The organism is Flavobacterium sp. (assembly GCF_035456085.1).
GTDB lineage: Bacteria > Bacteroidota > Bacteroidia > Flavobacteriales > Flavobacteriaceae > Flavobacterium.
This window is the reverse complement of the sequence record NZ_DATIDY010000123.1, coordinates 1-12295: the sequence shown is the minus strand read 5'-3', so window position 1 is coordinate 12295 and position 12295 is coordinate 1. Positions and strand designations below refer to the sequence as shown.

The window sequence follows — 12295 nt, the reverse complement described above, 5'->3', positions numbered from 1 at the left end:
CAAAGACGTTTACGGAATTTTCAAAGCCTATGTGACACGTGTTGGTTCAGGTCCTTTCCCAACGGAAGATTTCGAAGAAGCTGGAACCACTATGGCTAAAGTAGGTAACGAATTTGGTTCTGTAACAGGACGTCAACGTCGTTGTGGATGGTTGGATTTGGTAGCACTTAAATACGCAGTTCAAGTCAACGGTGTAACACAATTAATGATGATGAAAGGTGATGTACTTTCTGGTTTCGAAACTTTGAAAGTTTGTACAGAATACAATTATAAAGGAAAAAACATTTCGCATTTCCCTTATAACATCGAACCAGAAAATGTAACTCCAATATTCAAAGAGTTCAAGGGATGGAAACAAGATTTAACAGGAATGACCACTTACGATGAATTACCTATTGAATTAAAAGAGTACATCGAGTTCATTGAAAAAGAATTAGAAGTTCCAATAAAAATTGTTTCTGTTGGACCAGATAGAAAGCAAACAATTCATAAATAATATACTGAACGTCCCGAATTAATCGGGACGTTTTTTTTATCTTTAAATTCAAATTATACAAAAATGAAAGACCCAAAAATAACAATCCAAAAGACTGAATTACTTTCCGATAACTGGTATCTTTTGAATAAAGTAACTTATAATTATCAAGAGGAAAATAAAAATATAGAAACACACACCCGAGAAGTATATGATCGAGGAAATGGAGCTGCAATTTTATTATACAATTCAGCTCAAAAAACAGTTATTTTAACACGCCAATTTCGATTACCCACTTACCTCAACGGCAACGAGACTGGAATGATGATTGAAGTTTGCGCAGGACTTTTAGACAAAGACAATCCTGAGCAATGCATTATCAGAGAAACAGAAGAAGAAACTGGTTACCGAATTTCAGTAGTCAAAAAAGTTTGCGAAACCTATATGTCTCCCGGAGCAATAACCGAAATTCTATATCTTTTTGTTGGCGAATATGATGCTTCAATGAAACTGACCGATGGTGGTGGTATTGCTGCCGAACAAGAACATATCGAGGTGATAGAGCTCCCTTTTGACGAAGCTTATTCGATGATTAAAACAGGTGAAATTAAGGATGCTAAAACCGTTATGTTATTGCAATACGCTAAGATTAACAACCTCGTTTAATTGAATTATTACAACATTTAAAAACAAAAAAGCACAATGAAACCACTTCTCATTGTGCTTTTAAATTTCACCAAACCCATTTTTATTTATTAGGCTGAGGAGTCAATCTCAAATACGGTTTAATTGGTGTATGCCCTTTTGGAAATTTTGCGGGAATATCCGCATCTGCAATGGCTGGAGCTATAACTACATCCTCGCCGTCTTTCCAGTTTGCTGGAGTTGCGACACTGTAATTGGCAGTTAATTGTAAACTATCAATCACACGCAATAATTCATCAAAATTTCTTCCTGTTGAAGCGGGATAAGTCAACGTTAATTTGATTTTCTTATCTGCTCCAATAATAAAAACGGAACGAACTGTGAATTTATCATTTGCATTTGGATGAATCATATCATAAAGTGTAGCTACTTCTCTATTTTCGTCGGCGATAATTGGAAAATTAACCGTTGTACCCTGAGTTTCATTGATGTCTTTTATCCAATCTTTATGTGATTCTAATCCATCAACACTCAAAGCGATAACTTTAGTATTTCTTTTTTTAAATTCAGGGTAATAATTAGCTACTGTTCCTAATTCGGTAGTACAAACTGGTGTAAAATCTGCAGGATGAGAAAATAAAACACCCCATGAATCTCCTAACCATTCATGAAAATGTATTTTTCCTTCTGTTGTATCTGCTGTAAAATCTGGAGCTATATCTCCTAATCGTAGTGTTGCCATAGTTTCAAAATTTAGTTTTTTAAAATTAAATAAAAATACGACATATTTGATAGAATAAATCAATTAATAACCGAAAAACAAATAATTACGAATTTTAATTAAATAAAATGTGTCAAAATAACCCAGAAAATCAAAGTAATAAATGACAATGGTATTCCAAAACCAATCATCATACTACTTAATCTAGGTTTCAGACCATAAGTCGAAGATAAAATACATGCAGTAATCATTGGAGCCATCGCCGATTCTACAACAGCTACCTGAATCGCTTTAGAATGCTGATTAAACACAATAACATATAAGAAAAAGATAATGGCGGGAGTAATAATCAATTTATATAACAAACCTAATCCTAAAAATCCCCAATGCTTACTTCTTTTTTCAAAACGCAACTGAAATCCCACCGAAAGTAATGCCAAAGGTGTTACCAAACTCCCAACCGATTTAAAAAGCAATTGCCCATAATCATAAAATTCGAATTGAAAAATATTCATCAAACAGGCAATACAAAAAGTAACAAACGGCGGAAAAAAGGCGATTTTTTTTGCTATCTGCAGGCTATTTAAATTTCCTTTAGAATGAACAGTAGCAACCAAAACAGCTAACGTAGAAAGCACTACAAAAGAGCCAGGTTGATCTACTAAAATAGCGGTTTTCATTCCTTCTTCGCCATACAAAGCCTGAATTATTGGAAAACCTAGAAATGAAGTATTACCTAAACCTGAACAAATAATTAAACACCCAGTGAGTTTTTTTGACCAACCTCTTTTTTTACCCAAATAAGTAAAAAAGAAATACGAAATAATGAACCCAATCCAGGAAACTCCAATTGGAAATAACAATTGATTGTTCCATTTAATCTTCGGGATATAATATAAGGCCAATGAAGGAAGGCAAATATAAATGACAATCCAATTTAAAACTTTATATGATTTTCTAGGGATTTGTTTTATTTGTTGCAATACAACACCAAGAAGTAAAAAAACAAAAATGAGAATAAAGTTGTTCATCGCTTAAAATTGAATGCAAAAATAAGCTTAAAAAAATTGACCCAAAAACAGTTGCAAAATTAAAGGACAAAATATTTTTTTACTAACAAATACTCTAATCTAAATATAAATATTACATTTGCAATAAATTTTATTACAGTATGATTTCGGGTAAATTTGCCATAACTATTCACATTCTAACCTTGCTTTCAAAATTTCCTGATGAGTATTTATCATCAGATTTTATAGCTGGTAGCATGAATTTGCATCCTGTTTTGGTTAGAAAAGAAATTGCAAACCTGAAAAAAAACAATATTGTAGAAAGCAAAGAGGGTAAAAATGGAGGTACCCGATTGTTAAAACCTGCTTCAAAAATTACTTTAGATGCTATATTCAAAATGACTTTTGAAACCGTAACACTAGGTTTTTCAAAGAATGAACCAAATCCAGATTGTCCTGTAGGCAAACAAATAAATAAAAATTTAGAAAATTTATATGAAGATATCAATAAAACTATCAGATTGCAGTTAAGTGATATGACTTTGGAAAATTTTTCAAATAAATTTTAATTCTATTTTTTTGAATTAAACTGTAACATTTTTTATTACTTTTAAATATATACAACTATGAAGATAGCAATTATTGGAGCCACCGGATTTGTAGGCTCAGCCATTTTAAACGAATTAGCAAACAGAAATCACGAAATTACAGCTATTGCTAGAACTCCAAAGGAAACTCCAAATGTGAAATGGGTTGCTGCTGATATTTTTAATATCAACTCTTTGTCAGAAATCTTAAAAAACAATGATATTGTCATTAGTGCATACAATCCAGGTTGGACAAATCCAAACATAGCAGAAGATTTTATTACAGGTTCAAAAGCCATTCAGCAAGCAGTAAAAAAATCAGGGGTTAAACGTTTTATAACCATTGGTGGAGGTGGAAGTTTGTATATTGCTCCAAATATACAATTGGTAGACACTCCAGATTTTCCAAAAGAATATTATGCAGCCGCAGCAGCTTTAAGAGAATACTTAAACATTATAAAAGAAGAAAAAGATTTGGATTGGGCATTTTTTAGTCCGGCAATCGAAATGCATCAAGGCATTACAACAGGAAGAACAGGTAAATACAGATTAGGATTAGACAATCCCGTATTTGATGAAAATCAAAGAAGTATACTATCTGTTGAGGATTTAGCAGTTGTTATTGCAGATGAAGTGGAAACTCCAAAACACCATCAACAACGATTTACAGCGGCTTATTAATTATTTCATCAGGCAAAAAACAGTTTCAAAAGATATGTCTTTTGAAACTGTTTTTGTTTTGATTACTTTTACTTATCAAAAAAACAAGCATTTTGCCTAATAAGAAAAACAATCTAAGCGCTTTACATGAAAAGGCTGGTATTTCATCTCCAGAAATTATCAGTACAAACGCTATTGAAAATATTAAAGAATTTAGAAAAAAACAGCCCTCCTCTACTCAGTTAATTGAAGGTATTTTATCTAGTAATATAACTACATTAAGTCGGGCAATCACTCTGATAGAAAGCACTAACCCAAAACATTTGTCAAAAGCCAATGAAGTTATTCAAGGTTGTTTGCCCTATTCTAATAAATCAATTCGCATTGGGATTACAGGAGTTCCGGGAGTAGGGAAAAGCACTTTTATTGAAGCATTTGGAAAATATTTAACAAACTCAGGTCACAAAGTTGCTGTTTTAGCCGTAGATCCGAGTAGTACTATTTCGCACGGAAGTATTTTGGGAGACAAAACCAGAATGGAAGAATTAGTAAGAGATGAAAATGCATTTATTCGGCCATCAGCTTCCGGAGAAACTTTGGGAGGTGTAGCTCGAAAAACCAGGGAAACGATTACTCTTTGTGAAGCTTGCGGTTTTAATATAATTCTGATTGAAACTGTTGGTGTTGGGCAAAGCGAAACTGCGGTTCACAGCATGGTTGATTTCTTTTTATTGCTAAAAATTGCCGGCGCAGGAGATGAATTACAAGGTATCAAACGCGGCATTATGGAAATGGCGGATGCAATAGTTATCAATAAAGCCGATGGAGACAATATCAAAAAAGCAAATCTAGCTAAAGCAGAATTCAACAGAGCGTTACATTTATTTCCACCAAAAAAATCAGGCTGGATTCCGAAAACTTCAACTTGTAGCGCAATAACCCATGATGGCATTGATACCGTTTGGCAAACTATCACAGATTATCTAGAATTGGTACAATCCAATGATTATTTTCAAGAAAATCGTAAAGAGCAAAATCAATTTTGGATGATGGAAACTATTAATGAACAATTAAAAACTCATTTTTACAACCAACCCAATATTACTGAATTGTTAGAAACCAATAAAAAAGCAGTTCATGATAATAGGATTTCTCCTTTTGTGGCGGCACAAAATTTATTAGATAGTTATTTTAAAAATCTCCGCTAAATATATCCAAGCTGTATTTGCAGCATTGAATAGATGGCAATATAAACTATTGATTCATGCATTGGCGATTTAGTTGGTAGTAAATATTCGACAAGTCAAATTAAAAGATATTTTTGTTTAAATTTGTGATATGGGAATTATTGACAACAATATGGATAATTTAAAAAAGCTTTGTGTAATATACAACGTGGAAAAAATGTATCTATTTGGTTCATCACTGAATTCTACTTTTAACGAAAAAAGCGATATTGATTTATTAGTTAAGTTTAAACAAATTGAACTTTCAAAATATTTTGATAATTACATAGGCTTCAAAGAAAAACTAGAGTCATTATTTGGTCGAGAAGTTGATTTACTTGAAGAACAGACTTTAAAAAATCCAATATTAATTAAATCAATCGACAAATCAAAAGAACTAATTTATGGATGAAAGGATTCTTAAATGGTTATTTGATATAAAGATGTCCATTGATGAAATAAACGAATTTTTCCATAATGAAGAGAAAGATTTTTTCAAATATCGAAATAACTTAATGCTTAAAAGAGCTGTCGAAAGAAATCTTGAGATCATTGGTGAAGCAATTAACAGAATAATTACTCGAGATTATTCTTTTGTTGAGAAAATATCAAATGCAAAAGTAATTATTGGTCTTAGAAATCATGTGATTCATGCTTACGATACTATTTCTGACGAGAACATTTGGTCAATCTTAATAAATCATCTACCGAAACTTAAAATTGAGATTGATAATTTAATCCAAACAGAAGAAAAATAACTTCTGATTGCGAGCTACTTTCTAAGATTCTTCGTTCCTCAGAATGACAAGACTAACATAGTATTTACTTTACTTTTAACTAAACGATATTGAAATAATCGTATAAGAAACTCTTTATCTATTTACAAACGAAAAATTATCTTGATACCATTGGACTTGAGCAGTCAAACCAGTATATAGGCTTGTTTTTGGATTGTAATTCAATAATTTTTTAGCTTTATCAATTACTGCTTTGGTTCGTAATTGATCGCCAGTTCTCGCATCTACAACTTGGATATCAATTTTTTTATTTAATATTTTTTCGATGATATCAATACCTTCTTGTGTTGTATGTTCTTCTTCGGTGCCTAAGTTAATTATCTCATTATTCACTAAATCTTCAGCACCAATCACACTGATTACACCGTCAACAATATCTTGAACATAAGTGAAACTTCTAAGATGGTTTTCACTTCCTTTATATAACGGGAAAGGAATATCCTGAAGAGCATTTGCAATTAATTTGGTATATAACTTTTCGGGTCTTTCTCGAGGTCCGTAAACAGAATACAATCTTAAAGAGCAAGCTTTCAATTTTCCCAATCTGCTACTTGCTAACACCAATTGTTCAGCGGCTAATTTGGTTACTCCATAAAAAGAAGCAGGCGAAGGTGTCACTGTCTCATCAAAAGTAGCGTGAATTCCATAAATAGAAGATGTTGCAATATTTACAAAAAGATGTAAATTATTATTTTTTAATGCAAATTCAAGTAAATTTTCAGTTCCAACAACATTATTATCCAAATAATCTTCAAAACTAGAAGTGGCAGAAATTCCAGGTTGCGCGGCAAAATGGAAAATATAATTAAAATCTGTTGGCAACTTTTTTAGTTGTTCAGAAAGCCTCAAGTCAATTCTCTCTATTGCAATTCCTTTTTCCCTTAAAGTAGAAGCGTTGAGTTCCTTTAAAGAAACATCATAGTAATCCGAAAAATTATCCAAACCTACAACTTCATGACCAAGAGATTTTAATCTTTCGGCAGTATGTGAAGCAATGTAACCAGCTGCGCCAGTGACTAATATTTTCATATCTTATTCTTTATTATTTGAAACTGTTTTTTCAGTAGCTTGAAGATCTGGGGCCAGGTATTCAAAAAAATAATAAATTCTAATGCTTATAAAACTTATCACAAATATACATTAATGTAATAATATACTTGATATTTATTTTTTTATGAAGTATACATAACATCAAAAAAATAACTTAAATTAGTCATCCTCAAATTTCTACATAAAATTATCGTAACATAAACATATTATTGTTAATGCTAAGATAACTTCCATCAACACACAACCTTCTACTTTTAAAAAATGGTATAAACAATACTATAAAAATCTTATACGCCATTTTAAATTCGTTTGACATAAATCTTAATGAAATGAAAAACAAACTCTTAGCCATAATAAAAAACCAGCTTCTCTTATTTATCCTTCTTTTAATCTTCATTAGTACATTATTGCAACTTGGTTCTTGGGGACTAACCGAAACCAGTGAAGCCCGTTATGCTCAAATCGCCAAAGAAATGATTGAAAGCGGTGATTACATTCATCCTACCAAAATGGGAATTTTGCATTATCACAAACCTCCACTTACATATTATATAACGGCTTTAGGATATCAATTATTTGGAATTAATGAATTTGGCGCTCGTTTTTTTTTATCAATTGCTTTAATTATTCAATTGGTATTGATTTATAAGACATCACAATTATTATTTCAGAACAAAAGAGCTTCGATATTAGCAGTTGTTTTATACTTCTCAACGCCATTAATTTTAGGTTCAATTAGAAATTTAACTACCGATGCTTATCTAAATACTTTTGTTCTGATGGCAGTTTATTTCTGGCTTAGGTATCAGGAAAATAAAAAATATTTCTGGCTATTTTACCTTTCACTTGGATTAGGCTTTCTGACAAAAGGGCCTCTCGTGTTTATACCTATTCTGGTTTTTCAATTGGTTTGGTTGTATTATCATAGAACAAAAATCAAATTTTCAAAATATGATTTATGGGGAATCATCGTTTTTTTCCTTACCTGCGGATGGTGGTATTGGAGAGTAATCAACGAAAATCCATTGGTTTTTGATTATTTCACAGGTAATCAGATTTATCAAAGAATGGTTTCAAATGATGCATTTAACAGAGGCAAACCGTTTTGGTATTATCTTGTATTTGTTCCTGTTTCTTTATTTCCTTGGGTGGCATACCTTTTTATGTCTTTCAAAAAAATTACAGTACAATCAAAGAAAACGAAGATTTTAGTTGCGACTTTTTTTGTCATTATTTTGATTTTTTCACTATTCAAAACCAAGCTGATTTTTTACATATTACCATCATTATCATTTCTAACCTTATTTGTTTCCAACACACTAATCGAATTAGAAGAAAAGTACTGGCGAAAATTCACTTTTTTCCTGTATGGTTATTTTAGTTTAATATTCGTAGCGGCATTAATTGCTGTATTGCTTCATAAAATAGAGCTCAACTTCCTATACATATTGATACTTGCTTTTGGAATTCTTATTACTTTTTATGGTCTAAAAAACTTGAGTTGGTTTTACAGAAATATGTACACACTATTAATAAACACAATTGCTTTAGTACTATTTTCCACAACTGTGATGAGTTCAAATGAATTGTTAATCAACTCGCCCAAACCTATTGCGAACTTCATTAACACCTTGCCAACAAAAAACATTTATGTTTATAACTACTTACTTCCTTCAATGTCATTTTATACCCAAAAAAACGTTATTACACTCAACAATGGGAATTACACTTGCAAAAGAGAAGTTCAATTTGAAAAAAATTTAAACTATTTGAAAACTTATTATAATTTGGAAAATAAAGAAGAAATTGCACGATTACAATCTGATTTTAAAATCCAGAATTCTGTTTTTCTTTTTAGAAAAAAAGAAACGCTCCCTGAATATATTAAAGCAGAACTAATCCCGTTTAAAAACAAAAAAGATTTTGGAAAATGGATATTGTACTATAATTAAATATTCAAACACAGATTTCACAGTTTGACATAGATTATTTGTTCCAAAACACAATCTTTCTATCTTTTTTTATCTATGACAAAACGCACATAACTAACTTATTAAAAGATTTTTTTTAAGAAAAATCAAGTAATTTCTTCTGAAATGAAATACTTTTGTATAAACGATACATCAAACTATGAATTTTGAATTAACAATCATTATACCTGTTTACAACGAAGAGGACAATCTCGAAAGGGTGCATCAAGAAATGAAACAATTCTTGAACATTGCCAAAAAAAAGACAAAAGTCCTATTCGTAAATGATGGCTCCAAAGACAACAGCCAATTCCTTATCGAAAAAATTTGCAAAGATACCGACGAATTTAATTTTCTTTCTTTTGAAAAAAATGCAGGCTTAAGTGCTGCTATAAAAGCTGGATTTGATTATACAGATACTCCTTGGGTTGGCTATATCGATGCCGATTTACAAACTGCTCCCGAAGATTTTAATATTTTGATGGAATATGCTGGTGAATATGATTTGGTTACCGGAGTGCGTTCCAACAGAAAAGATTCTTTTACAAAAAATATGTCTTCCAAAATTGCCAATGGTATCCGAAGAGCATTTACAGATGACGGAATGGACGATACGGGTTGCCCTTTGAAAATAATCCGCACCGATATGGCGAAAAAAATTCCAATGTTTAATGGACTTCACCGATTTTTGCCAGCTATGATTTTGTTGCAAAATGGCAAAATCAAACAAACTCCGGTAAGACATTTTCAAAGAATAGCGGGAGTTTCCAAATTCAATCTTTGGAATCGATTGCTGGGGCCACTTCAAGATTGTTTTGCTTATTTGTGGATGAAGAAAAAATACATCAATTATAGTATAGCCAAACAAGGATAATGAATAACGCCATTATTTATTCAATAGGGTTTATTGCTCAAATTTTGTTTTCGAGCAGAATGATTTTGCAATGGATTATTTCAGAGAAAAACAAAAAGGTTTTGACCCCAGTTTTATTTTGGGAAATCAGTTTGTTTGCCTCGTTTTTGCTATTTGTATATGGATATTTTAGACATGATTTTTCGATTATGTTGGGACAAACCATCACTTATTACATTTACATCAGAAACATTCAATTGCAAAATGATTGGAAAAAATTGCACGTTGCCTTAAGATGGTTTGTACTGCTTTTTCCTGTTTTCATTATTGGTTATGGGTTCAATAATAATGTGATGGATTTAGATCATTTATTCAGAAACGAAGCGATTCCAACTTGGTTACTTTGGACCGGAATTTTTGGTCAAATATTATTTACACTTCGTTTTGTTTATCAATGGATTTATTCTGAAAAGAAAAAAGATTCTGTCTTGCCATTGGGTTTTTGGATTATTAGTTTAACTGGTTCACTGATCATTTTTATATATGCAATTATCCGAAAAGATCCTGTGTTATTAGCGGGTCACGCCATAGGTTTAGTTATTTATTTTAGAAATATAGTAATCATAAAGAAAGATGTCAAAATTAATCCATAATTATACCTTTTGGCTTTTAGTGGTAGCCTGTTTGATGCTTTTTCCGCATTTAGATGTTATCGAAACCAACATCATGGAATGCCGAAATTTTATTTCTGCAAGGGAAATGGTGACTAAAAACCATTGGATACTAACCACTTTAAATGATTTGCCCCGCTACGAAAAACCACCATTACCAACTTGGATAACTGCTATTTCTGGGATTATTTTTGGTTTTGATGGTATTTATGGAATGCGCATCCCGGTTGTATTGATAACATTATTACTTGTTTTTGGAACTTATAAACTTTCTCAAAAATTAGGATTATCCCAAAAACAAAGTTTCCACAATGGACTGATTTTAATCACTTCATTTTATATTTATTTTGCCGGAAGAGACAATCAGTGGGACATGTACACGCACAGTTTTATGATCGTTTGCATTTTATTTTTATGGGATTTACTGAATAATTCCCAAAAACCACTTTTTAATGCTGTAATGGCTGGATTGTTCTTTGGTTTTTCTTTTTTAAGCAAAGGGCCAATTTCGGTTTATGCTTTGTTGTTGCCATTTTTGATTGCGTATGGATTCACATATAAATTTCAATTAAAAGGCAAAAAACGCTATCTATTATTGATTCTAATTTTAGGTTTGGCCATCGGTTTGTCATGGCCTTTGTATGTAAAATATGCCGACCCAGAGACCTATTTGAAAGTGACCAAAATAGAAAGTAGTCGTTGGGGAAATTACAATACCAGACCTTTTTATTATTACTGGAGCTTTTTTACCCAAAGCGGAATCTGGACTGTTCCTGCGTTTATCGCATTGCTTTATCCATATTTAAAAAACAGAGTTAGCAATTTAAAAACGTATCAATTTACATTGATTTGGACATTGGCTTCTGTGGTTTTGCTTTCCATTGTACCCGAAAAAAAATCGAGATATTTATTGCCAGTTTTAATTCCGATGGCTTTGAATACGGGGTTTTATATTGAATACTTAATAAATAATTTTAAAAACATCTATTTAAAAAAGGAAAAAGGAGTTGTCTATTTTGCTTTTGGATTGATTGTATTGATATGCGTTGCGATTCCGATCGCGATTTTCTTCATTGCAAAAAAAGACATTTCCGGATTTGAATTTTGGTTCGCTGGATTGACACTTTCTCTATTTGTGATAGGCTATTACCTTTTTACAAATCTTAGGAATAAAAATTTTGATAAAGTATTTTATTCTGTAATTGCAGTGCAAGTGGCTGTGATTGTTTTTGGAATTCCATTTACTAATCTTATTTTAAAGAATCCTGATTATGCTAGCGCTAAAGCGATTAGAGAGAGAGAAAAAAAATTTGGCATTAAAACATATGAATTAAACTCTTTTACTCCAGAGATAATTTGGGACTATGGCACAAGCATGCCTGTTTTACTAAATGGAAAAACCAACAGGCTAAACATGCCAGTAGAAAATAAATTTGGTTTATTGGCTTTGCAAGCGGATAGTGTGGCTGCTAAAAAAGAATTTAGCAATTACGTTTTAAAAGAAGCTTCGTATATTGATTTGAACCATGTTCCAAAAACTGCTAAGAAGCATAATGTTCGTCTGACCCGAATATATTATATCGTTACAAAGAAATAATACAACCCGTTGGGTGTAATTTACCAAAATAAA

At 31.6% G+C, this 12295-nt stretch carries 14 protein-coding genes; 11 read left to right on the top strand and 3 right to left on the bottom strand.

Annotated features, from left to right (window positions below):
* Positions 1-496: adenylosuccinate synthetase (locus tag VLC96_RS09430; RefSeq protein WP_325262400.1), on the top strand; the 496-nt coding region annotated here is incomplete at its 5' end.
* Positions 497-559: 63 nt separating this feature from the next.
* On the top strand, positions 560-1141 hold the full coding sequence (gene nudK, locus VLC96_RS09425; RefSeq protein ID WP_325262399.1) for a GDP-mannose pyrophosphatase NudK: 582 nt from the start codon (positions 560-562) through the stop codon (positions 1139-1141).
* A gap of 82 nt (positions 1142-1223) precedes the next feature.
* Here nudK and VLC96_RS09420 read toward each other — a convergent pair whose 3' ends face one another.
* Positions 1224-1862 carry a peroxiredoxin gene (locus tag VLC96_RS09420; RefSeq protein ID WP_325262398.1) on the bottom strand — a complete coding sequence of 213 codons (639 nt, stop codon included), beginning with the start codon at positions 1860-1862 and terminating at the stop codon, positions 1224-1226.
* Positions 1863-1960: 98 nt separating this feature from the next.
* Positions 1961-2872, bottom strand: a complete 912-nt coding sequence (locus VLC96_RS09415; protein WP_325262397.1) for an AEC family transporter — start codon at positions 2870-2872, stop codon at positions 1961-1963.
* A 140-nt stretch (positions 2873-3012) separates the two neighbouring features.
* Here VLC96_RS09415 and VLC96_RS09410 point away from each other — a divergent pair, with 140 nt between their 5' ends.
* The 5 genes from VLC96_RS09410 to VLC96_RS09390 all read left to right on the top strand — a co-directional run bounded on the left by VLC96_RS09410 (position 3013) and on the right by VLC96_RS09390 (position 6082).
* Positions 3013-3420 carry an RrF2 family transcriptional regulator gene (locus VLC96_RS09410; RefSeq protein ID WP_325262396.1) on the top strand — a complete coding sequence of 136 codons (408 nt, stop codon included), beginning with the start codon at positions 3013-3015 and terminating at the stop codon, positions 3418-3420.
* A gap of 57 nt (positions 3421-3477) precedes the next feature.
* Positions 3478-4119 carry an NAD(P)-dependent oxidoreductase gene (locus VLC96_RS09405; RefSeq protein ID WP_325262394.1) on the top strand — a complete coding sequence of 214 codons (642 nt, stop codon included), beginning with the start codon at positions 3478-3480 and terminating at the stop codon, positions 4117-4119.
* A gap of 92 nt (positions 4120-4211) precedes the next feature.
* A complete protein-coding gene (gene meaB, locus VLC96_RS09400) occupies positions 4212-5306 on the top strand; it encodes a methylmalonyl Co-A mutase-associated GTPase MeaB (protein WP_325262392.1) in 1095 nt (364 codons plus the stop codon).
* 130 nt (positions 5307-5436) lie between these two features.
* Entirely contained in the window at positions 5437-5736 is a 300-nt protein-coding gene (locus VLC96_RS09395) for a nucleotidyltransferase family protein (protein WP_325262390.1), read from the top strand.
* Positions 5729-6082, top strand: a complete 354-nt coding sequence (locus VLC96_RS09390; protein ID WP_325262388.1) for a HepT-like ribonuclease domain-containing protein — start codon at positions 5729-5731, stop codon at positions 6080-6082. The genes VLC96_RS09395 and VLC96_RS09390 overlap by 8 nt, the downstream gene beginning before the upstream one ends.
* A 114-nt stretch (positions 6083-6196) precedes the next feature.
* On the opposite strand, the gene VLC96_RS09385 is transcribed toward VLC96_RS09390, so the two are convergent.
* Positions 6197-7150, bottom strand: coding sequence for an NAD-dependent epimerase/dehydratase family protein (locus VLC96_RS09385; protein WP_325262387.1), 954 nt, complete (start codon positions 7148-7150; stop codon positions 6197-6199).
* A gap of 350 nt (positions 7151-7500) precedes the next feature.
* Here VLC96_RS09385 and VLC96_RS09380 point away from each other — a divergent pair, with 350 nt between their 5' ends.
* The 4 genes from VLC96_RS09380 (at position 7501) to VLC96_RS09365 (ending at position 12262) form a co-directional block, all read left to right on the top strand.
* Positions 7501-9123 (top strand): ArnT family glycosyltransferase, encoded by a 1623-nt coding sequence (locus VLC96_RS09380; RefSeq protein WP_325262386.1) that lies wholly within the window; start codon positions 7501-7503, stop codon positions 9121-9123.
* 178 nt (positions 9124-9301) lie between these two features.
* On the top strand, positions 9302-10015 hold the full coding sequence (locus tag VLC96_RS09375; RefSeq protein ID WP_325262385.1) for a glycosyltransferase family 2 protein: 714 nt from the start codon (positions 9302-9304) through the stop codon (positions 10013-10015).
* The gene (locus VLC96_RS09370) at positions 10015-10647 is read left to right on the top strand and encodes a lipid-A-disaccharide synthase N-terminal domain-containing protein (protein ID WP_325262384.1); all 633 of its coding nucleotides are present in this window, start codon (positions 10015-10017) and stop codon (positions 10645-10647) included. Before VLC96_RS09375 ends, VLC96_RS09370 begins: the two co-directional genes overlap by 1 nt.
* The gene (locus VLC96_RS09365; protein ID WP_325262382.1) at positions 10628-12262 is read left to right on the top strand and encodes an ArnT family glycosyltransferase; all 1635 of its coding nucleotides are present in this window, start codon (positions 10628-10630) and stop codon (positions 12260-12262) included. Before VLC96_RS09370 ends, VLC96_RS09365 begins: the two co-directional genes overlap by 20 nt.
* The last annotated feature ends 33 nt before the right edge of the window (positions 12263-12295 follow it).